Annotated in this window: 21 protein-coding genes; 4 read left to right on the top strand and 17 right to left on the bottom strand. The window is 72.5% G+C overall.

Translation table 11 applies throughout. The annotated features are described in order from the left end of the window. Positions 1-23: 23 nt before the first annotated feature. The gene (locus BLT44_RS07200; RefSeq protein WP_074690072.1) at positions 24-1502 is read left to right on the top strand and encodes a dihydrolipoyl dehydrogenase family protein; all 1479 of its coding nucleotides are present in this window, start codon (positions 24-26) and stop codon (positions 1500-1502) included. A 21-nt stretch (positions 1503-1523) separates the two neighbouring features. On the opposite strand, the gene BLT44_RS07195 is transcribed toward BLT44_RS07200, so the two are convergent. Beyond that, entirely contained in the window at positions 1524-2729 is a 1206-nt protein-coding gene (locus BLT44_RS07195) for an AI-2E family transporter (RefSeq protein WP_143026024.1), read from the bottom strand. A gap of 312 nt (positions 2730-3041) precedes the next feature. Here BLT44_RS07195 and BLT44_RS07190 point away from each other — a divergent pair, with 312 nt between their 5' ends. After that, a complete protein-coding gene (locus BLT44_RS07190) occupies positions 3042-6416 on the top strand; it encodes a beta strand repeat-containing protein (RefSeq protein ID WP_010154706.1) in 3375 nt (1124 codons plus the stop codon). Positions 6417-6540: 124 nt separating this feature from the next. Here the strand turns inward: BLT44_RS07190 and BLT44_RS07185 are convergent, their stop codons facing one another. Genes BLT44_RS07185 through BLT44_RS07160 form a run of 6 tightly spaced genes read right to left on the bottom strand, consistent with a single transcriptional unit; the run spans position 6541 to position 10528 of the window. After that, entirely contained in the window at positions 6541-7767 is a 1227-nt protein-coding gene (locus tag BLT44_RS07185; RefSeq protein WP_176783276.1) for a C2 family cysteine protease, read from the bottom strand. Further along, a complete protein-coding gene (locus tag BLT44_RS07180) occupies positions 7764-8120 on the bottom strand; it encodes a hypothetical protein (protein WP_010154708.1) in 357 nt (118 codons plus the stop codon). Before BLT44_RS07180 ends, BLT44_RS07185 begins: the two co-directional genes overlap by 4 nt. Next, on the bottom strand, positions 8117-8431 hold the full coding sequence (locus BLT44_RS07175; protein ID WP_010154710.1) for a hypothetical protein: 315 nt from the start codon (positions 8429-8431) through the stop codon (positions 8117-8119). The genes BLT44_RS07180 and BLT44_RS07175 overlap by 4 nt, the downstream gene beginning before the upstream one ends. Continuing rightward, complete coding sequence (locus BLT44_RS07170; protein WP_010154711.1) at positions 8428-8793, bottom strand: hypothetical protein; 366 nt, start codon at positions 8791-8793, stop codon at positions 8428-8430. The genes BLT44_RS07175 and BLT44_RS07170 overlap by 4 nt, the downstream gene beginning before the upstream one ends. Next, positions 8793-8915: a methionine/alanine import family NSS transporter small subunit gene (locus BLT44_RS07165; RefSeq protein ID WP_010154712.1), complete on the bottom strand. Its 123-nt coding sequence runs from the start codon at positions 8913-8915 to the stop codon at positions 8793-8795. Before BLT44_RS07165 ends, BLT44_RS07170 begins: the two co-directional genes overlap by 1 nt. Then, on the bottom strand, positions 8912-10528 hold the full coding sequence (locus BLT44_RS07160) for a sodium-dependent transporter (RefSeq protein WP_176783275.1): 1617 nt from the start codon (positions 10526-10528) through the stop codon (positions 8912-8914). Before BLT44_RS07160 ends, BLT44_RS07165 begins: the two co-directional genes overlap by 4 nt. A 75-nt stretch (positions 10529-10603) precedes the next feature. On the opposite strand from BLT44_RS07160, the gene BLT44_RS07155 reads away from it, so the two are divergent. Beyond that, positions 10604-11803, top strand: a complete 1200-nt coding sequence (locus BLT44_RS07155) for a heparan-alpha-glucosaminide N-acetyltransferase domain-containing protein (protein ID WP_231291470.1) — start codon at positions 10604-10606, stop codon at positions 11801-11803. Between the two features lie 50 nt (positions 11804-11853). On the opposite strand, the gene BLT44_RS07150 is transcribed toward BLT44_RS07155, so the two are convergent. Beyond that, a complete protein-coding gene (locus BLT44_RS07150) occupies positions 11854-15000 on the bottom strand; it encodes a hypothetical protein (protein WP_010154715.1) in 3147 nt (1048 codons plus the stop codon). Between the two features lie 270 nt (positions 15001-15270). Further along, positions 15271-16017, bottom strand: coding sequence for a DUF429 domain-containing protein (locus tag BLT44_RS07145; RefSeq protein ID WP_010154716.1), 747 nt, complete (start codon positions 16015-16017; stop codon positions 15271-15273). 286 nt (positions 16018-16303) lie between these two features. On the opposite strand from BLT44_RS07145, the gene BLT44_RS07140 reads away from it, so the two are divergent. Continuing rightward, positions 16304-17290: an endonuclease/exonuclease/phosphatase family protein gene (locus tag BLT44_RS07140; protein WP_010154718.1), complete on the top strand. Its 987-nt coding sequence runs from the start codon at positions 16304-16306 to the stop codon at positions 17288-17290. Here the strand turns inward: BLT44_RS07140 and BLT44_RS07135 are convergent. From BLT44_RS07135 to BLT44_RS07100, 8 genes are read right to left on the bottom strand one after another with little or no spacing between them, the layout of a single operon-like run. Then, positions 17281-17643, bottom strand: coding sequence for a hypothetical protein (locus tag BLT44_RS07135; protein WP_010154719.1), 363 nt, complete (start codon positions 17641-17643; stop codon positions 17281-17283). The two genes, BLT44_RS07140 and BLT44_RS07135, sit on opposite strands and share 10 nt — an antisense overlap. Beyond that, positions 17643-18296 carry a hypothetical protein gene (locus tag BLT44_RS07130; protein ID WP_010154720.1) on the bottom strand — a complete coding sequence of 218 codons (654 nt, stop codon included), beginning with the start codon at positions 18294-18296 and terminating at the stop codon, positions 17643-17645. Before BLT44_RS07130 ends, BLT44_RS07135 begins: the two co-directional genes overlap by 1 nt. Beyond that, positions 18293-18862 (bottom strand): RNA polymerase sigma factor, encoded by a 570-nt coding sequence (locus BLT44_RS07125; protein WP_010154721.1) that lies wholly within the window; start codon positions 18860-18862, stop codon positions 18293-18295. The genes BLT44_RS07130 and BLT44_RS07125 overlap by 4 nt, the downstream gene beginning before the upstream one ends. Before the next feature lie 12 nt (positions 18863-18874). Then, a complete protein-coding gene (locus BLT44_RS07120; protein ID WP_010154722.1) occupies positions 18875-19492 on the bottom strand; it encodes a hypothetical protein in 618 nt (205 codons plus the stop codon). Beyond that, positions 19489-20076 (bottom strand): hypothetical protein, encoded by a 588-nt coding sequence (locus BLT44_RS07115; RefSeq protein ID WP_074690068.1) that lies wholly within the window; start codon positions 20074-20076, stop codon positions 19489-19491. Before BLT44_RS07115 ends, BLT44_RS07120 begins: the two co-directional genes overlap by 4 nt. Continuing rightward, positions 20077-20451, bottom strand: a complete 375-nt coding sequence (locus tag BLT44_RS07110; protein ID WP_010154726.1) for a hypothetical protein — start codon at positions 20449-20451, stop codon at positions 20077-20079. Beyond that, entirely contained in the window at positions 20448-20639 is a 192-nt protein-coding gene (locus tag BLT44_RS07105) for a DUF2273 domain-containing protein (protein WP_010154727.1), read from the bottom strand. The genes BLT44_RS07110 and BLT44_RS07105 overlap by 4 nt, the downstream gene beginning before the upstream one ends. Next, the gene (locus BLT44_RS07100; RefSeq protein WP_010154728.1) at positions 20636-21151 is read right to left on the bottom strand and encodes an Asp23/Gls24 family envelope stress response protein; all 516 of its coding nucleotides are present in this window, start codon (positions 21149-21151) and stop codon (positions 20636-20638) included. Before BLT44_RS07100 ends, BLT44_RS07105 begins: the two co-directional genes overlap by 4 nt. Positions 21152-21363 lie beyond the last annotated feature (212 nt).

The raw sequence follows: 21363 nt of genomic DNA, 5'->3' as shown, positions 1-21363 counted from the left end.
CGCTGCGATCGAGAAGGAGCACCATGTCTGCTGAGTACGACGTCATCGTGATCGGAGCCGGCCCCGTCGGCGAGAACGTGGCCGACCGCGCCGTGCAGGGCGGCCTCTCGGTCGCCCTGGTCGAGTCCGAGCTGGTGGGCGGCGAGTGCTCGTACTGGGCGTGCATGCCCTCGAAGGCGCTGCTGCGCTCGGGCGAGGCCGTGCGTGCCGCCCAGCGGCTCGACGGCGCGAAGCAGGCGGTCGGCGGCTCGGTCGACGTCGCCGCCGTGCTGCGCCGACGCGACTCGTTCACGAGCCGATGGGACGACTCCGGCCAGGTCGAGTGGGTGGCGGGCGCCGGCATCGAGCTGGTGCGGGGCCACGGCGCGATCGCGGGCGAGCGCGAGGTCACGGTGCGCGCGGCGGAGAGCGGCGCGGCCGCCGACGCCCCTGCGGCGGGCACGGTGCTCCGGGCGCGCCACGCCGTCGTCGTGGCGACCGGCTCGGCGGCGCTGCTGCCCGATATCGACGGGCTGGCCGCCGCGAGCCCCTGGACGAACCGCGAGGCGACGAGCACCGAGGTGATCCCGCCCCGCCTCGCGATCGTCGGCGGGGGCGTGATCGCCGCCGAGCTCGCCACGGCGTTCGCCTCGCTCGGCTCGCAGGTGACCGTGCTCGCGCGGAGCGGGCTGCTCTCGGGCCAGGAGCCCTTCGCGGGCGAGCTCGTGGGCGACGCGCTGCGCGAGCTGGGCGTCGACCTGCGCCTCGGCACCTCCCCCGCCTCCGTGGAGCGGAGCGACGACGGGGTCGTGCGCATCACGACGGACGGCGGCGACACCGTCGAGGCCGACGAGATCCTCGTCGCGACCGGCCGCGTGCCCCGCACCTCCGATCTCGGCCTCGACAGCGTCGGCCTGGAGCCGGGCGCCTGGCTCGACACCGACGACACGCTGCTCGTGCTGGGCGCCGACGGGGCGCCGCTCCCCGGCGAGTGGCTGTACGCCGTCGGAGACGTGAACCACCGGGCGCTGCTGACGCATCAGGGCAAGTACCAGGCGCGAGCGGCGGGCGATGCGATCGCCGCCCGCGCGAACGGCACCGCGCTGCGCGACGAGCCCTGGGGCCGGCACGCGGCGACCGCGGATCACGCGGCGGTGCCGCAGGTCACCTTCACCGACCCGCCGATCGCGTCGGTCGGATTGACCGCGGCGGCAGCCGAGAACCAGGGCCTCAACACGCGCGTCGTCGACTACGAGCTCGGCGACGTCGCGGGGGCGAGCCTGCACGCCGACGGCTACCGCGGCACGGCCCGCATGGTGGTCGACGAGGATCGCGGCGTGCTCGTCGGCGCGACCTTCGCGGGCCCCGACGTGCACGAGCTCGTGCACGCGGCGACGATCGCCATCGTCGGCGAGGTGCCGCTCGAGCGGCTGTGGCACGCCGTGCCGTCGTACCCGACGATCAGCGAGATCTGGCTGCGGCTGCTCGAGTCCTACGGGCGGTCGAACGACCGGCTGGCGTAGCCCCGCGATCCGGCGCCCCGCTCACGCCTCGGCGCTCGGCACGCCGTCCGCGGGCTCGTCGGCGCTCGTCTCCACGGCGAGCGGCCGCTCCCCCGGGGGCAGCCGCTTCATGTCCTGCGCCGGGAACACGACCTTCTGCACGATGATGATGACGCTCGCGGCGACCGGGATCGCGACGAGCGCGCCGAGGATGCCGCCGAGCGCGCCGCCCCCGACCGCGGCGATCACCACGAGGGAGCCCGGCACGGCGACGGCGCGGCTCATGATGCGCGGGCTGAGCACGTACGCCTCGATCTGCATGTAGACGAGGTAGTAGATGCCCGCGGTGAGCGCGGTCATCGGCGAGTTCACCAGGCAGACCGCGGTGATGATGATCGACGCGCTCAGCGTGCCGACGAGCGGGATGAGCGATCCGACGAACGCGATGAGCGCGAGCAGCGCCGGGAGCGGGGCGTCGATGATGCTGAGGAAGATGAGGCTCAGCACGCCGTTGCAGAGTGCGAGGCTCACCTGGCCGATCACGTACCGGCCCACGGCGCCCGACACGTCTTCGAGCAGTTCGCGGAAGCGGGGGCGGTGGTAGGCGGGCACGAAGCGCACGGCGAGGCGCTTCATGGCGCGCATGGAGGCCATGAAGTAGAGGGTCAGGATCAGCACGATGATGACCCCCGTCACCCCGCCCGCGATGCCCGCGCCGACCGCGACGATGCCGCCGCCGATCTCGCCCAGGTTCGTCGGATCCTGCAGGAAGTCGAGGGCGCCCGAGATGGCGCTGTCGAAGTCGGTGCCGAGCTGGCCGGTGAGCCACGCGTACCAGTCGGAGTGCACGATGTCGTCGACCATCTGGGGGGCGTTCTCGACGAGATTCGTGATCTGCTGCACGAGCACGGGAACGATCGCGAGCAGCACGCCCGCGAACGCGAGGAGCACTCCGCCGACGACGACCGCGACGGCGGCGGGCCGCGGCAGCCTGCGCTCGATGCGCGAGACGATCGGGTCGAGGCCGAGCGAGAGGAAGAGGGCGACGCCCACGTAGACGAGCACCGTGCCGAGCTGGCCGATGATCGCGCCGATGAGCAGGGCGACGAGCACGCCGAGCGCGCCGAGCAGGCCGAACGTGAAGGGGTTGATGCGAGCGCCGTTGCCCCAGGGGATGTACCCCGGGCTCGACACGGCCTTCCCCGGCCCCTCTTCTGCACTCTCTTTCGCAGCCCACCACCGCAGCATGTCGTTCCCCTTCGTCCGGGTGCCGCGCAGCGCCACCCGGTGCCAGTCGACCACTCGGCGGGGTGCGGGTCAAGCTCATCCCGTTGCGGGTCGTCGCGTGTCGCGGCGGGCGAGCGGGGCCGCGTCGCACCGCGCGCAGCACTCGGGGGTGCACCCGCGGGTGAAAGCGCGGGTGAAAAACTGCCGCAGCGTACCTGGGCGCCACGTCGACTGGGCTATCTTTCACGCGGGGGACGTGAGTGATCACGGTCAATTCACTGTTGAACCAGGCATGAAGATCACTCAACATGTCGCAGAGGTATCTGGGAGCACATGTTGTCATCGTCTGGCGTACCGCGCGCACGCACGCATCGTCTGCGATCTCGCGCCGGTCGCGCGATCGCCCTCGCCGCGACGGCCGCCGTCGCTCTCTCGGGGCTGGTGATCGGCTCGGCCGAGCCGGCAGCCGCCGCCGTCGAGAACATCCAGTTCGAGACCCCGAACAACTCCAGCGTCATTCTCGGCGACCTCGCGAGCCGTTCGCAGCGCGGCCCGGTCGCCATCAGCGGCATCGGCCCGTACACCGTGCGCGGCACCGACGCGAAGTCGGGCGAACCGTACGAGTTCGTGACCGACTGGAACTACTCGGCCACCAATATCGGCTGGCAGCGCGAGAGCGACGAGCGATCCAGCTCGATGTCGTTCAGCTCCGCGACGAACGTCCCCTTCCTGGGCCGCACCGGCGCCCTGCAGCTGACGTCGGGCGGCAACTGCGCGAACAACAACACGTTCGGCGGGCTCACGACGTACTGCTCGTCGTTCGGGCCTGAGGTCTACTCGCAGCCGTTCACCGCGACCGTCGGCCAGGCGGTGTCGTTCGACTGGGCGGCGCAGCGCCTCAGCGACGACTACGAGGTCTACGCGTACCTCGTGCGGGTCGACGGCCAGGGGTACGGCACGCCGGCCGATCACACACTGATCGCATACGGCCGCGGCGGCACTCAGAACTGGACGACGTCGAGCAAGACGATCCCTGCCGACGGCACCTACCGGTTCCGCTTCGTCAACGGCACGTACGACCAGACCGGCGGCTTCGCCATCGGCTCGAACATGTACATCGACAACGTGCTCAAGCTCGGCCAGGCGAACCCGATCGACTTCGGGCAGCTCTCCGACCGGGTCGTCGCCGACGGCCCGCTCACGGTCAGCGCGACGGCGCCGGGCGGCGCCGTGACCTTCAGCACGAGCACCACCTCGATCTGCGCGGTGAACGGCAGCACGGTGACCTTCACCGGCAATGTGGGCACCTGCACCATCGTGGCCAACCAGGCCGGCGGCGGCGAGTACGTACCCGCCGAGACCACCCCGCAGTCCTTCCGCGTGCTCGCGGCGCGCACCGCGCCCGTGAACGCCGGTCTCCCCTTCATCACCGGTTCCACGAACGAGGGCGACACCATCTCCGTCAACGAGGGCACCTGGCTCGACGGCGGATCCCCGATCACGGCGACGCGCGTGCAGTGGACGCAGTCGGTGAACGGCGGCCCGGCGACCCCGATCGCCGGCGCCACGAGCGACTCCTGCTACCTCGTCGACTCCCCCGGCAGCCAGCTGCGCGTGAGCGTCACGAAGGTGAACGCGATCGGCGAGACCACCTCGGTGTCGACGCCGCTGAACGGCTTCGTGTGCGGCGCCCCCGCCGCCCCGGTGTGGACGCCGCAGTCGCTCGGCGATCCCGTCGCCGGCAACGCCGTCTCCGTGACCTTCACCGCGAGCGGCGCGACCAAGCCGACCTACTCGGTGGTCGACGGCGCGCTCCCCGAGGGGCTCGCGCTGAACGCCACCACCGGCGTCGTGTCGGGCACCCCGACCGGGGCCGGCGCGTACGCGTTCACCCTGCGCGCGACGAACCCGACCGGCACCGCCGATCTCGAGGTCTCGGGCACCGTCAACGCGGCTCCCGGTGCGATCACCGGCGGCCCCGCCGCCTTCGTCGTCGGCAGCGGATCGACGGGCGCCGTCGCCGCGACCGGCACCCCCGCTCCCGCCTTCACCGTCACCGCGGGCGCACTGCCCGCCGGCGTGACGCTCGACCCGGCCACCGGCGCGTTCTCGGGCACGCCGACCACGGCGGGCGAGTACGCCTTCACCGTGACCGCGTCGAACGGCATCGACACGGCGACGACCCGCGAGTTCACGGGCACCGTCGAGGAGGCTCCGAACTGGAGCATCGCCGTCGGCTGGGCCCCCGAGGTGGGCGAAGCGCTCGACGTGACCTTCACCGCGACCGGCACCCCGGCGCCGACGTACTCGATCAGCGCGGGCGCACTGCCCGCGGGGCTCACCCTCGACGGGGCGACGGGTCGCATCAGCGGCACGCCGACCGAGGCAGGTCCGTACTCGTTCGTGATCCTCGCGACGAACACGCAGGGCACCCAGGGCCTCAACGTCTCGGGCACCGTCGTCGCCGCGCCGGGCGCCATCACCGGGGACCCCGGGCACTGGATCGTCGGTGCGGGCGCGACCGGAACGCTGCAGGCCGGCGGCACCCCCGCTCCGGTGTACGTGGTGACCGCGGGCGAGCTGCCGCAGGGCGTCTCGCTCAACCCGCTCACGGGCGCGTTCAGCGGTTCGCCGACGACGGCCGGCGAGTACGCGTTCACCGTCACCGCGACCAACGGCGTCGGCACCGATGCGACGCGCGAGTTCTCGGGCGTCGTCGACCAGGCCCCGGTCTGGAATGAGCACGATGGCCTCGCGCTGCAGACCGGGGTCGCCGTCTCCACGGCGTTCACCGCCTCGGGCACCCCGGCTCCGACGTACGCGATCCTGTCGGGCGCGCTGCCCGAGGGGCTGTCGCTGAACGAGACGACCGGTGAGATCATCGGCACGCCGACCACCGCGGGCTCCTACTCAGTGACGTTGGGCGCATCGAACGGCATCGGCGATCCCGTGCCGCTCGAGCTCACCGGCGTCGTGACCGACGCTCCCGTCTGGGTCGATCGCACCATCGGCGACCTGCGCGTGGGCACCGCGTTCACCGACGGCGTCTTCGCACAGGGCACCCCCGCGGCGACCTACTCGGTCACGTCGGGCACCCTTCCGGCGGGCCTCGCCCTGAACGAGCTCACCGGCGCCATCACCGGCACGCCGACGCAGTCGGGCGCCTTCGCGTTCACCATCACCGCGTCGAACGGCGTCGGCGAGGCGATCGCGCAGGAGTTCTCAGGCACCGTCGTGAAGTCGCCCGCGCAGGCCCCCGGGTCGACGGTGAAGCTGCCCCAGCTGCAGCAGGGCAAGTACCTCGAGATCGACCTGAGCGAGGGCGTCGATTCCGACCCCGCGCCGACGTACCGCGTCACCAGCGGCGCGCTGCCCGAGGGGCTGAGCCTCGACCCGGTGACCGGCATCCTGAGCGGCACCCCGCTGCACGAGGGGCCGTACTCGTTCATCATCACGGTCGACAACGGCACCGGTGAGCTGCTCACCTTCGCGTTCGAGGGCTACGTGGACGCCGCGGATGCCGCTGCGCCCGCTCCCGCAGCGCCGGGTGATCCCGCAGCACCCGCCGGCACCGGCTCCGGTTCGGGCGGCGGGCTCGCCACCACCGGTGCGGACTCGGCTCCCGCAGCTCTCCTCGGCGGCGCACTGCTGCTGATGGGCGGGCTCGTCGGCGGGCTCGCGCTGGCCCGCCGCCGCCGCGTCGGCTGAGCTCCGCGCTCGACTCGCGCATCACCTGCGGGTGCGACGAAGCCCCCGGATCCGATCAGGATCCGGGGGCTTCGTCGTGCGCACCCGTTCCGAGCGCCTGTACGCCGCTCCCGTTCCGAGCGCGCTACTCCGTGACGTTCGTCATCGTCGCCCGCCAGAACAGATCCTCGACGTCCGCAGCACTGACGCGGAACTCGCCGCCGCCGTCGGCGCTGTTGCCGGGGCCCCACGGGTTGCGCATCCACACGCTCCCGTCGGGGTCGATGCGGGTGATCACGTACGAGTGCGAGGTGACGACGTCGACCTCGCGGGAGTTCCCGTCGGGGTCGGTGACCGTGATCTGGTGGTCGCCGCTCCGGGGAGACGAGATGACGACCTGCCCGCCGTCGTCGAGCACGTCGCGCAGCTCGTCGACCTGATCGGCGTCGAGGCCTGCGTAGTTGCCGTTCTCGATGACGTCGACCGGGTGCCCGGTGATGATCTCCATCGCCTCGGCGGGCACGCCGCCGTCGATGAAGTCGTACCCGTACTCCTGACGGATGGCCGCCTCGTAGAGGGCGGCGATCGACGGCTTGTCGCCGCCGAAGATCCACCAGTCCCAGTCGCTCTGCTTCGCCCCGTTGTCGAAGACGTACTCGACGAAGACCTCTTCGGGCTCCCCGTTCGCGTAGAGGGTGACCCAGTACCCCTCCCGCTCGGCGTCCCAGCGCACGTGGTCGCGGATGAACGCGTCGCCGGCGTCGGTGTTCAGCAGCGCCACGACCGAGCTCAGCATGAAGCAGTCGCCGATGCTGCCCTGCGCCACGTCGTCGGGGTCGAAGGCGTCGTCGTCGAGGATGTTGTCGGAGACCCGCTCATCGGGGTCCTCCGCATCGTTGAACCAGCCGAACGGATCCCACCAGGGCCGCCCGTCGCCCTCCTCGCCGATGGCGGCGCGCAGTTCCGCGGCCGCAGTCGCCGCCGCCTCCTGCAGCTGCCCGAGCGCCGCCGTCGCCGCGAACTCCGCCCGCAGACCCGTCAGCGCCGCGCCGAGGTCGAGCGGGTTGCCGCGCAGCGCACGGGCCGAGCGGTCGACGTCGTCCTGCGCCTCCGCGAAGGCCGACGCGGCCTCGCGCTGCACCGCGGCGTACCGGCGCAGCGTGGAGCCCGCCGCGTCGAGTGCATCGGCGATGTTCAGGGTCTCGGGCAGCGTCCGCTCGAGCGCCGCCCGGTAGGCGTCGGCCGCCGCACCCGTCCAGGTGTCGGGCCGCGCGCGGGCCGCCTCGTTCCGGGCGCGCTCGGCGGCCTGCGCGCCGCTGCGCAGGCTCGCCGCGGCCGTCTCGACGGCGGCCGGATCGCCGAACCCGCTCACCACAGTCGCCACCGCAGGTGCACCGCGGCCTGCGCGCCGTCGGCGGCGCCCGACTCCTCAGCGCCCGGCTCCGCCACGTCGGGCCCCTCGACGTTCAGCACCTCGACGACGCAGTGCGGATGCACGCGCACCCGGTCGCCCGCGGCGAGCGCCGACTCCGAGACGCCGAGCAGCCGGGCGCTGCGACCCGGCTCGCTCACCGAGACGCCGACCGTCGCCCCGCAGATCCGCGTCTGAGCGCCCGCCGGCACCGTGCGCTCGACGCCGACGAAGCCGAGCAGCCCGACGGCGACGACCGTCCCCGTGAGCGCGACGCCGCCGATGCTCGCGGCGATCCAACCCCCGCGTCTCATGGTCGCGCCCCGCTTCCGGGCGCAGCATCGGCCTCGCGGGGCTCGTCGACCTCGATCGCCGCGGCGGTCTGCGTGCCGTCGGGGCTCGCGAAGATGTCGATCACGCGCACGGATCCTCCGTCGGGAAGCGGCGCCGACTCCCCCGGGCCGAGCTCGACCGCGGTGCGGCCTGCGGGGCCCGAGATGCCGAAACGGGCCGCGAGGCCGCCGCCGGCTTCGGAGGGCCGGAGCGTCGTCGCGATGAACCCGATCGAGCAGGTCGCACCGCGTCGCTGCGCCCCCTGGCGCAGCAGTTCGGGCCGCGCGCTCACAGTCGCGGCCCCGCGCCCGCGCCAGAACCGCTGCCGGGAGGCGCACCGACGGGCGAGCCGCCCGCCCCCGGACCGATCGCCGCGCCGAGGCGCCCGATGCCGGCCGTGAGCTCCTCCTCGACTGCGTTCAAGTCGGCGAAGGTGTCGCGCACCCCGGTCTCGAGGTCGGCCCATCGCCTCGTCAGGCGCTCCGCCTCCCGACGCATCGCGGCTTCGAACGCCGCGACGGCGCTGCCGAGCACCGCCGGCCCGAAGGCCCCCGCGCCCGGCATCGTCGGTACGGCCTCCGCCGCATCCTCCGCCGCGACGCGCAGCCTTCTGCGGATCGCGGCCACGTCGCCGTCGTCGATGGCGAGGGTCATCAGTCGTCCTCGCCGACTCCGCTGACGTCGGGGTGCTTGCGCAGGCGCAGAATCGACCAGGCGAGGCCGCCCCAGAGAATGCCGATGGAGAGCACCATCATGATGAGTGCGCCGGTGGTCATCGCGTTCCTCCAGTGGTGCGTCGCTGCGCGGACGTCTCGCGGGCCTCGGTGATGAGGTCCGTCATCTCGGTGCGGAGCCGGTCGGGCTCGTCGGGAACGAAGCTCGTGGCGTCGCTGCGGCGGTACGCCCGGTAGCTCATCGCGAACGAGAATACCGCGAGCAGGGCGATGGCGCCCCAGCCGATCGTCGTGATGAACCAGGTCGGAAACCCGCCGTAGCCCGCCGTGAGGTACTCGGTGACGCCGCGCACCAGAATGACGGCGAGGATCACGGGGGTGACCGCCGATACGGCGAGCGTCCAGACCCGGCCGAGCTTCAGCGACGAGAGCGCATTGAGGTGCGCGCGCAGGCTCGGCACGGCGCGGAACACCCAGGCGACCAGCACGAGGGTGGCGACGGCCGAGCCGGTCACGCCGATGTTGTTCACGAAGGCGTCGAGCACGTCGAGCACGTTCAGGCCCGAGGTGGTGCCGAACAGCAGCACCGACGGGATGCCCGCGGCGAGGCCGACCGTCACGGCGACGCGGCGCGTCGACCATCCGGTCTTGTCCTGCAGCGAGCCGGTGACCACCTGGTAGATCGAGAGCAGCGATGAGAACCCGGCGAGCACGAGCGACCCGAAGAAGAGCACGCCCATGACGGCGCCGGCGGGCATCTCGCTGAGCAGCGTGGGGAACGTCATGAAGGCGAGCGCGACGCCGCTCAGACCTTCGAGGTCGTCGATCTGCACGTTCTGGGTGTAGGCGAGGAAGCCGAGGGCGGCGAACACGCCGATGCCCGCGAGGATCTCGAAGCCGCAGTTCGCGAACGCGACGACGAGGCCCGACCCGGCGAGGTCGCTGCGCCGCTTCATGTACGACGAGTACGTGAGCATGATGCCGAAGGCGATCGAGAACGAGAAGAAGATGTGCCCGTAGGCCGCGAGCCAGACGCCGGGGTGCGCGAGCGCCGCGAAGTCGGGCTCGAAGAACTGGTTGATGCCGTCCCAGGCACCGGGCAGCGTCATCGCGTAGATCACGATGATCACGAATACGATCACGAGCAGGGGCAGCGTGATGCGGTTCGCGCGATCGAGGCCGCGTCGCAGGCCGAGCGACATCACGACGATGGCGGCGATCCACACGATCAGCAGGGTGACGAGCACGGCGGGCACGAAGTCCAGGGTGACGCCGGGGGCGTCGGCGAGCTGGAGGTAGTCGCCGGTGAAGAACCCGACGGCGTCGTCGCCCCACTGGCGCCCGAAGCTGAACCAGACGAAGCCGAGGGCCCAGGCGATGATCACGGCGTAGTAGGTCAGGATGAGGAAGGAGACACCCACCTGCCACCAGCCGAGCGGCTCCGCCTTGCGGTTGAGCCGCTTGAACGCGAGCGGCGGCGCGGCGCGGTACTTGTGGCCGATGGCGTAGTCGAGGAAGAGGATCGGCAGGCCCGCCGTCAGGAAGGCGACGAGGTAGGGAATCAGGAAGGCGCCGCCGCCGTTCTCGTAGGCCACTCCCGGGAATCGCCAGATGTTGCCGAGGCCGACGGCCGAGCTGATGGCGGCGATGATGAAGGCGCTTCTGCGGCCCCACGTTTCGCGCTCGGGGGCGCTGGTCTGCACTGATTCTGTCACGCAGTCACGGTAGCAGGCGGGCCGTCCGCTCGCGAAGCCCGTCCCACTGCCTGGGAAGCGCGAACGGCGGTGCTCTTGTTCTCGCTTCCGGGCCTGAGCGAGAATAGCGGCATCGTCTCTCCCGCGTCCCGTCTCCGAGCGCAGATCGCGCGACTCGGGCCTCCGGCGCGCATCGCGGGCGTCGACCTCGCCCGCGGGCTCGCCGTGATCGGCGTGTTCGCGGCCCACCTGGCGGTGATCTCGCCGCTCGAGTGGAGCGACCCCGGCACCTGGTCGGGCCTGGTGGAGGGGCGCTCGGCGGTGCTCTTCGCCATGCTCGCGGGGGTGTCGCTCGGCATCGTCTCGGTCGCTGCGGAGCGCCGCCGGTTGGCGAGCGCGGTCCCGGCACCGGCGCCGCTCTTCGGGCTGCGCACGCAGCTGCTGCTGCGCGGCGTGCTGCTCTGGCTGCTCGGCATCTGGCTCGACGATCTCGAGGTGCCGGTGTACGTGATCCTGCCCGCCTACGGAGCGCTGTTCGTGCTCGCGATCCCCTTCACGCGGCTCGCCCCGCGGGCGCTCTTCGCGATCTCCGCGGCGCTCGCCCTCGGGGCGCCGTTCGCCGTGCAGTGGATCGACGACGCGGTCGCCCGCAGCGACGGCCCGCTCGCGGTCGAGGAGTCGCTCCGCCTCATCGCGTGGAACTACCCCCTGCCGCTGTGGCTCGCGTTCCTGCTGTGCGGCATGGCGGCGGGCGCGCTGCTCATGCGCTCGCGCAGATACGCGTGGCCGCTGCTCGGGGCGGGCGTGCTGCTCGCCGTGCTCGGGTACGGAGTGGTCGGGTCGATCGCGCGCGCCGCAGAGGGCGCCGAGGCGCGCGCGTTCTCAGACGGCGCGGGCGCATGGTGGGTCGCCGCGCTGAGCGACGCCCCGCACGGCTCGGGCGTGGGCGAGGCGCTCGGCTCGGGCGGGTTCGCGCTCGCGGTGACGGGCGCCGCGGTGCTGCTGTGCCTCACGCCCCTGCGCTGGATCGCGCTGCCCCTCCGCGCCGTGGGCTCCATGCCGCTCACCGCGTACGTCGTGCACATCAGCATCTGGGCGGTCTGGATCGCGGTCGAGACCGCCCGCGATCCGGGGCTCGACCCGTCGGCCGGGTTCCGGGACCTCGACCCGTTCTGGCCGACGACCGCGGGCGTGATCGCGGGGTGCACGCTGTGGGCGCTCACCGTGGGGCAGGGCCCGCTCGAATGGCTGCTCGGCAGGATCACGAAGGCGCCCGCGCGCTGGCACCGCCCGTGAGCGGTCACTTCCGTGCACTCAGAGCTTCAATACTGCACGGCACTGACCGGTCACGGCTCGAACGGGAACCCGCCCTGCGCCTCCCGCAGCTGCGCGAGCAGCCCCGTGCGGCTGCGTCCGTGCGCGAACTCGCCGGCCTCGACGTACGCGAGCACGCTGCGGCCGTCGGGCAGCGCGGGCGCCGTCAGGTCGAGCTCGCCCCGCATGAGGAGCGAGTGCACGAACGGCTCGATGAGGGCGTCGTCGAGGTCGCGGCCGGCGAGCTGCACGATCGGATGACGCGCGACGCCCGGGCCGCCGAGGCCCGGCCCGGCCTGGGCTCCGGCTTCGAGCAGCCTGATGAGCAGCAGCCGGTCGTCGGCGCCGAGCGTCGGGTTCTCGAACAGCACGTTGATCGGGGTCAGGTGCGACAGCTGCACCGACGCGTCGAGGTCGTCGAGGTCGTCGAGCAGCAGGAACGCGATCTCGGCGCGGTTCCGCGGGTCGGGGTTCGCGAGCGCCGCGTCGAGCACGTAGCGGCGCGGCGGCATGCCGAGCACGGTGTCGAGGAACTGGTTGAGCGACCCGGTGAGCGCCACGCGGTGCACGTCGCCGAGCCGCGCGTAGGCCGCTTCGGCCTGCTCGAAGGCGACGGGGTGCCCGAAGACGACGCTCGAGTAGCGGTCGTCGGCGAGGATGTGCGATCCGAACTCCTCGCCGGCCCCCACCGCCCACTGCAGCTGCGGCACGCCGATCACGGCCGAGTAGAGGGTCGCGAACGGATTCGATGTGTCGGGGGCCGCATGCTGATCATCGCCGCGAATCGTATCGTGAGCTGAGTCGGGAGCCGTGTCGAGGGCCGAGTCGGGTGCCGCGTCGGCGTCGCCCTCCGCCTCCGCCGCCTCCGCCGCCGCCGCGAACGCGGGCCGCACCCGCTCCAGCATGCCGCCCGAAGCGCGCCAGTCGTACGCGTCGCGCCAGAACACCGCCTGCACCGCGGGCAGTGCGCTCGCGGTCGGCAGAAAGCCGGGGATCGCCGATCCGCCGGGGCGTTCCCGCGTCACCACGGGGTACAGCCCGTCGGGGTCGCGGTCGGTGACGAGCGACAGCAGATCGACCGGCACCCCGGCGAAGAGCCGGGCCTGATCCTCGAACGAGAGCCGCGCCTCCTCGGCCGCCGCCGCGTCGACCGGGAACGACATGAGCAGCCCGCGCCCGTCGTGGGCGAAGTGCCACACCCAGTAGTGGTCGTCGGCGCGCACCCGCCCCCGCACCGCGTCCGGGCGCACCGATGATCCTGCGAGGTGCGGCCCGCGCCACGCGATCTCCTGCGGGGCGGGCTCCCCCGCGACCTCCGTCGCGAGCGATGCGATCACCCGGGTGCGCTGCCGCAGCTCCCACGCGCGGGTGCCGCGCATGATGTCGACGACCGCGTCGGCCCTCCCGATCACGATGATCGCCTGCGGCTCCTCACCGGTGCTCGGATCGGGGGCGCCGGCGACCAGCGCCACCGCGTGCCCGTTCACCCACCACATGGGCGCGCTCATGATGCCGATGCCGCGCATCACGCGCGCGACGGGCGTCTTGCGCTCCATGCCCGTCTTCGGTTCGCGCGCGTGCATCTCGAAGGCGGCGCCCCACCGATCCTCCATCGCATCGCTCAGCCCGCCGACCCAGGCCTGCAGCACCTCCACCGTCCAGGGCTCCGCGACCGCGAGCACCGTGCGCAGCACGCGCCCGTCGTCGTCGCGCAGGTCGCGGCCGCCCACGCTGAAGGTGCGATCCTTCCAGTCGACCGACCCCGGGTCGGTGCTCCACCACGCCTCCGTGATCCGCTCGATCTGCGCCACCAGCTCGGCGTGCGTCGAATCGCGCGGCAGCCCGTAGCCGAGGCGCTCGTGGTCCGCCGGCCGCTGCTGCTCCGGGTAGGGGCACGCCGCGAACAGGTGCTCGATCTGCCGGCGGCGCTCGTCGGTCGCGCGCCCGGCGACGTCGTCGACGGTGAAGGATCCGCCGAGCCGGTACGGCCGCCGCACCGCGTCCGCGAACCCGAAGTCGTCCATGCCGAAGTCGTTCAGGCTGCCGATCTCGAGCAGGTTGCGCGTCACCCGCCAGTGCTCCCCGTCGAACCAGACCGCGCCCGAGATGATCGGCAGGGGCTGGTCGCCGAGCATGCGGAACTCGAGCTCGTGCTCGCCCGGCTCGCCGCGGCCGTTCTCGGCGGGGGCGGCGATCAGCTCCCGCAGATCGTCGGGAATGCCGTCGAGCATGCGGGCGATGAGGATCAGCCGGGCCTCCTCCAGCAGCTCCTCCGGATGCGCGGCGTCCGCCGCGTCGCCCGCGGAATGCGCCTCCGCGCCCGACAGCTGGTCGGCGATGAGCTGCCCTGCGGCGCTCGTGATGAACTCGGAATCGGGATCCTGCATGAGCACCAGCACCCGGCCGTCGTCGGCGAACGTCCACACCGTCGTCGTGCCGCCCCGCGACCGCAGGCTGAACCGCGACGCCTCGAGCGCCGTGTCGCGCACCCGCACCTCGCCCTGCCCCGCGAGCGTGCTCATCAGCCACGCGCGCCGGCGCAGTTCGAGGGGGTGCTCGCCGTGCATGATCAGGTCGTGCACCGTGATCTCGTCATCGGCGAGCACCGCCATGCCGCCGAAGGCGTACTCGCGGGGCAGCACCACGAGGATCTGCCGCAGCATGCTCGTCATCGGCTCGCCGTCCCAGCTGGTGAGGAGCACGCAGCACAGCTCGCCGCGATCCCACATCTCGGCCCGGTCGATGCTCACCGCGACCATGAGGAAGTCGAGGATGCCCTCGGGCTCCTGCGAGACGCCCACCAGCTTCGGCGTGCGCACGAGCGGGGCACCCCACGCCTGGTGGAGCACGCGGCGCACGCCCTGGGCCCACGTGTCGGCAACCTCCGCGTAGCCGCCCGGCGGCAGCTCGCGGTCTGCGGGGGCGCCCTCGGTGAGCGTCCTGTCTTCATTCGGGTCGTAGCCGCCGAGCGGCAGAATCCAGACGCCCTGCGACTCCTCCCCCTCCACCCCCTCGAACGTGAACTCGTCGTCGGGCGATTCGACGATCAGGTACTCGACGAGGCGCTCGCAGAAGTCCGGCACCGCGTCGAGGCCGAACGGGGGCTCGTAGATCGGCAGGTCGTCGTCGCCCTCGGGCTCATTCGATCCGCTGGCGCTTCCGGTCGTGTCTTCGGTCATCGCTCACTCGCCGTTCTCGATTCGGACCCGTACGCCGCTTACGCTAGCAAACCCCGTGGCGCTCGCGGCAGGGGCGCGGGCTCGGGGCGCCCTCCCTCCGCCTCCACACCTCCCCCACCCGCCGCTGCCACCCGCCGCTTCGGTGAGAGATTCGCCGTCGGTGAGACCGTTCCCCACCCAAACGTCTCACCGACGCCGAATCTCCGACGCTGGCGAGGGCCCGCGGGCCGCCGCGCGGGAGCAACCCGCGGGTTGCACCGCGCTCGGGTGTCAGCGCCCCGCGAGCAGCTCGGGCAGACCCACGTTCGGCAGGGCGATCCACCCCTCTCGGCGCGCCCGATCGAGCAGCTCCGGCGGGGGCGGTGTGCTGCGTCCGGTCGCCGAGCTGCGCGCCGCGAGCGCGGCGATGACCGCGTCGAAGGCGTCGGCCGAAGCGACCATCAGGTCGCGGAACGCGTAGACGTCGAACCACGGCGCCGCTGCGCCGATCTCGCCGAGCAGCCGCTCACGGCGCTCCGCGTGCGCACGGTATCCCATCGTTGCGAACCCCCAGTGCCGCAGCGTCGCGCCCGGGTAGACCTCGACCACATCGCCCGCGCCGGAGCGGTCGACATCGGCCCCGCTCTCCTCGAGACGGGCGAGCAGTCCGGCGCACCGCATCGCGGTGAGCCCCAGCCGATCCGTGGAGACGCTCAGCGGCCAGCGCCCGGTCCGTTCGCGCACGTCGCGGTCGGTCGCCCGATACGCGAGCGTGCGGCGCCAGGCGATCCCGCCATCGGGCGGCGTGGCATCGCGATCTCGAGCGGCGTGCGCCGCGACGAAGCTGACGAACTCGTCGGGCCATCCGAAGGCGCAGTCGATCCCGAGCTGGGCGACGCGCGGCATGGTCTCGACGATCTGCGCGTCGTCGACGCCGAGCTGCAGGTGCTGCAGCTCGGCGCGAGCGTCACCCCACTCGACCACGGCGAGCGCGGTACCCGTGCGCTCCGCGGCGAGGTCGACTCCGGCTGTCAGCATCCGACCATTTTAGGCGCGGCCGTGTCTCCGGCCGGGGGCGCTGACTGCGCCCCCTCCGCCTCTACACCTCCGCCACCCGCCGCTTCGGTGAGAGATTCGCCGTCGGTGAGACCGATCCCCACCCAAACGTCTCACCGACGCCGAATCTCTGACGCTGGCGAGCGCCGGCGCCCGACGCCCGCGAGCCACTGGGAGCAGAGGTGCCCCGGCACCTCGCCTCCGCATACACTCGGTGAGGGGGCCGCCGTTCGCATCGCGAACACTGACCGGAAAGTGACGGTGACACATGCCTCGCCTCCCGCACCCCAGCCGCTCACGACGCCCGATCGCCATCTGCGGCTCGCTCATCGGCGCACTCGGCGTACTGCTCTCGCTCGTGAGGTTCGTCGACTCCGCCGGGTCATGGATCGTGCCGACGCTGCAGGCGGGTGCGCCCTGGGCTGCGGGCGCCGCCGCCGTGGGGGTCGTCTCGGTGCTGCTCGCCCCGCGTTCACGGACGGCGTGGGTCTGCGCGCTCGTGTCGGCGGCGAACATCGGCGCGGCCCTGATCCTTGTCGCACCCGTGCCCCCGGGGGAAGCGGCGACGGGAGCCGCGGCTGCCGACCGCGCGACGGTGGTGTCGTTCAACGCGCTCTACGGCAACGGGGATCCCGCTGAGCTGCTCGCGGAGGCTCAGGCGCTCGATGCCGACGTGCTGCTGCTCGAAGCGGATCACGACTACGTCGCACGTCTCGACGCCGCGGGGGCCGCGCAGCGTTTCCCGTACCGCCTGGTGAGCGATGCGTCGGGCGGCGCGGCGACCGCGATGCTGTCTGCGACGCCCCTCGACGAGGTCGCGCTGGCGCCGGAGGATGAGATGCGATTCGCCTCGTGGGCCGCCGACGTGCGCATCGGCGGCGAGACGGTGCGCGTGCGCGCCGTGCACCCGGTGCCGCCCCTCGACGGGCGCGCGGAGGTCTGGCGCGACGAGATCGGCGCGCTCGACACCTGGGTCTCGTCGACGCCCGGTCCGCTCGTCGTGGCGGGCGACTTCAACGCGAGTGCCGCGCACCCGGTGTTCCGGGGGCTCTGCGCGGGGCCCGGAGCGCTGGCGGGGTGCGGATCGATCTTCGCCCCTCCGACCTGGGCGCCGCGCGAGTGGATTCCACCCGTGCTGCCCCTCGACCACGTGCTGACGCGCGAGCTCGCGGTGCTCGACCGCGGGGCGTTCCGGGTGTCGGGTTCGGATCACCGAGCGGTCTGGGCGACCGTCGCGCCCGTCGGTCAGCGCTGAGCGGCCGCCTCCGAGGCGGCCTCATCCACGTGACCGACGGTGATGCGAATCTGCGCGGGCAGGCCCGTGAGCTCCAGCACCACCGCGGCGATGACGCGGTGCAGCTCGTGCACCGTCTCGACGACGCTGCGCGTGCGCACGAGGCCGACGGAGCACTCGACCGAGACCGCCTCACTCCCCCGCTCGATGCGCACCGCGGAATTTCCGCGCTCGCCGAGGCCGAGCAGCCTGGCACCCGCGTCGATGACCGCACGGGTGCTGACCCCGCTGCGCAAGAGGGATGCGACGCCGGGCACGGCGAGCGCGGCCGCCTCGATGCGGGAGGCCAGCAGTTCGTTCGTGATCGCGCTCATCAGTGCTCCTCACTCTCCGTTCCGATCCCGTCGCCTCGGCGGCCTCCGAATGACGACGGCACCCCGTGCACGTCCTGCACCACGATGTCGATCCCGGCGAGGTTCAGCAGCGCGTGGGCGGCGATGCGCGCCTCGATCGCCGCGCGCAGCTGGGTCACCGCGGCCTGAATGTCGACCCCGTGCGCCACGCTCACCTCGGCGCAGATCGTGACCGGTTGGCCGGGTTCGGTCGGGTCGCCGTCGATCCTCACCCGCCCGATGAGCACCCCGGCGACGTCGTTCTCGGCGGCGCGCACCATGCCGCGCACGGCGCCCTCGGTGATGCCGAGATCGGCGGCGGGCTCGGGGCTCGGGATCGGGATCCGCCGCCCGGCACGCGCGTCGAGCGAGATGCCCGCGAGGATGCCCAGCACCCAGCTCTCGTCGGCCTCGGGCTCGGCTCGCGTGTCGGCGGCGAGCAGTTCGGGTGAGAGCTGCCGCAGTCGCTGCAGCGCGTCGAGCGCGATGCGGCATCCGGGCGAGCTCTCGATCTCGGGGTTCACGGGGCTGCGCCCGGAGTCGAGGTAGTCGGAGAGCTGCTCGATGGTGTAGCCGTCGAGATCGTCGGGTTCCATGCCGAGACCGTCGGGCGTCGGGCTGTTGAGGTCGTTCATCGCCACTGCTCCATCCGAACGATGATGTCTTTTCGTGCGCGTGCCAGCAACCCCCGCACCGTTGAACGGGAGATCTGCAGTTCGTCGGCGATCTCGTCGTACGAGCTCCCGCCGATCTCGCGCATCACCCAGCACTCGCGCTGGAGGTGCGGCAGCTCCTGGAGCGCCGCGTGGAGCGCGGCGATCCCGGCCCGCGCCTCGGCCTGCCGCGGCGGCGCCGAGCGCTCCGCGGCGGGCAGCTCGACCGTGTCGAGCGCGGCGTACGGCCGCGCCGCCCGCACCCGGTCGATCGCTTTGCGGCTCGTGATGCGCATGAGCCAGCTCTTCACCTTTCCCGGGTCTTCGAGCCCGGGCAGCTGCTCCCACGCCGTGACGAACGCCTCCTGCACCACGTCGTCGACGTCGGCCGTGCCGTTCAGCAGCCGCCGGGCGTACGCCCGCATCATGGGCGTGTACCGCCGCACGAGCACCGCGAACGCGGCCGCGTCGCCGTCGGCTGCGCGCCCCGCGACGATGCGGTCATCGGCCGCTTCGACGCCGGGGGCGCGATCTCCACCACTCACCACGCGTCGATCCTCTCACTGCACCCGCGGCTCGCCCGCGGCGACCCGCGAGCGGAGGCCTGAGCGAATCGACAGCAGCATCGGGGTCTCCCGGCCGGTGAGCAGCGCGAGGTTCTCCGCGAGTCGCCCCACGACCTCGGCGATCTCCCGGGGCGAGGCGTGCTGTCGCGGGGTGACCTTCACGTGGAGCACGTCGACGCCGCGCAGTCTGCGGGAGGTCACGCGCGACGAGAGGATCTCGCTGCGGTTCGCCAGCGCACCGGTGAGGGCGTCGGCGGCGAAGCCGTGGCCGATGGTCACGGCGCCCTGCGCCCCCTCGCGGGCTTCCTCGCGCAGCACCGTGCCGCTGCGCCCGCCGCCGAGCCGCGCGATGATCACGATCGCGATCACCACGACGGCGAGCAGGACGGCGAGCACCGCGATGGCGAACCAGCTCACCGGGCTCGCCTCGGCGATGCGCGTCGCGGTCGAGGCGGCGCGCATCCACTGCGCGGCCGACTCCGCCGCCGTCTTCCATGCCGACCCGATGTCGGGCAGGAGGGCGGCTGCGGCTGCGGCCGCTCCCCCGACGATCAGCACGATGCCGACGACGAGCAGCACGCTGCGGTTGATTCCGCGCCGGGTGGCGTTCATCGTTCTCCTCCTTCTCCGTCTGCGGGCTTCGCGATGCGCGCGTGCACCTTCGGGCTGGGCGACAGGTCGTAGCGGGCGACCTCCTCTGCAGCGAGATCGCGCACGCGATCCTTCTCGATCGTCTGCCCCGGGGCCGGTCGCACCGTCACGTCGATGCTGCGCGAGCCGACTCCCACCACGACCGCACCGGGCGCGAGGTCGAGGGATCGGCGTAACTGCTCGGCGACCGCAGACGCGAGCACCCCGTTGTCGCACACCACCGCGATCGGGTGGCCGCTCAGCGAGTGCCTCGGCCGGCGACCGGGTGCGACGGCGAGCCAGACGAGCGCGAGCCCCGCGATCGCGGCGACTGCGCCGCCCGCGACGACGGCTGCCTGCGGCTCGGCCTCGGGCAGTCCGGTCAGCGCGCGCAGGCCGTCGCCCGGCGCCACCAGCAGCGGGCCCAGCCCGGCGAGCCAGCGCACGATCTCGATGCCGGCGAACACCGCCGCTGCAGCGAGCACGACGAGCACGGTGACGGCCGCGACGGTGCGCGGAGAATGGGTCTCGCGACGCACGCCCAGGTGCAACACCTGGTGCGACATCTATCTCACCCGCTTTCTCTCGGTGGTGACGGCCCCGTTCACGGTGACGGAGATGCGCCGGATCTCCCGGCCCGTCATCCGTTCCAGGTCGTGCGCCAGAGTGGTCTGCAGGGCGCGCATTTGCTCGAACACGGGGGCCTGCGCACGGATCGCCTCGGTGTCGGCGAGGTCGGGGATCGGAAGCCGCGTTGAGAGCCGCACCGCGATTCCCCCGCCCCACTCCGAGACCTCGGCGTGCACGTCGCCGCGGGCGACGCCGATGGCGTGCGCCGATGCCTGCGTCACGATCTTGCCGATGACGCGCTCGTGCACCTGCACGCGCCCGGGCGGCCGGGTGTCGGTGGGTTCGATCGCGCCGTCCCTGCCGGCGCTCATGATGAGGTGCGCCGCCCGGTGAACGCTCCGACGAGCGCGCGAGCGTCGAATCGGCCCGACACCAGGCCGCCCACGAGGGCGCCGAGCGCCATGAACACGGCGACGAGCAGGAAGCCCCAGAACCCGAAGATCAGGGCGGCGAACGCCAGCACGGCGCCCGCCGCCGCCCCGGTCATGGTCGCGTTCACGAGACGCGCGTATCGGCGTCGGCGTCGTCGGCGTCGTCGCCCGGCAGGTGCACGTCGTTCACGGCGACGTTCACCTCGACGACCTGCAGCCCGACGAGACGGGTGATCGCACCGGCGACGGCGCTGCGCACGTTCTCGGCGACCTCCTGGATGGGGGTCGGGTAGTCCACGACGATGGTGAGGTCGGCTGCGACCTGCGTCTCGCCCACCTCGACCTTGACGCCCTGGGTCAGGTCGGTGGCGTTCATGGCGTCGCGCAGCGCGCCGAGCGCCCGTGCTCCGCCGCCGCCCAGTGCGTGCACTCCGGTGACCTCGCGAGCGGCGATGCCGGCGATCTTCGCGACGACGCCCTCGGCGATCGTGGTGCGTCCCGCTGATGCGTCTGCCGCGGTGCCGGCGCTCGTCGTCGACGACACGTGGTCGACGCGGGGTGCGCCGCTGCGGTTCTTGCCGCCCGTAGTGGTCGACGCGGTGTCGAGCTGTGCAGAGGTCTGGGTCTCGTTCGTAGCCATGTGCACTACCTCCTGTGTCTGTGGGCGGTTGACGGGCCGCCCGTGGTGTCGAGCGAAGGATCATCGCTCTGCAGATAGGACGCAGGTGCGGCCTCAGGTGTCACAAAAAATGTCACACATTTTTTGGCGGAAGGCGAGGGGCTGGTGCTCGGCGGCCGTGAGGGGTCAGTGGTGTGCGGTATTCGGGTGCGATGTGCACGCTGCTGACCGCT

This window comes from Leucobacter chromiiresistens (genome assembly GCF_900102345.1).
Lineage (GTDB): Bacteria > Actinomycetota > Actinomycetes > Actinomycetales > Microbacteriaceae > Leucobacter > Leucobacter chromiiresistens.
The sequence above is the reverse complement of the archived record's forward strand: the minus strand, read 5'-3'. Positions and strand labels throughout refer to the sequence as shown.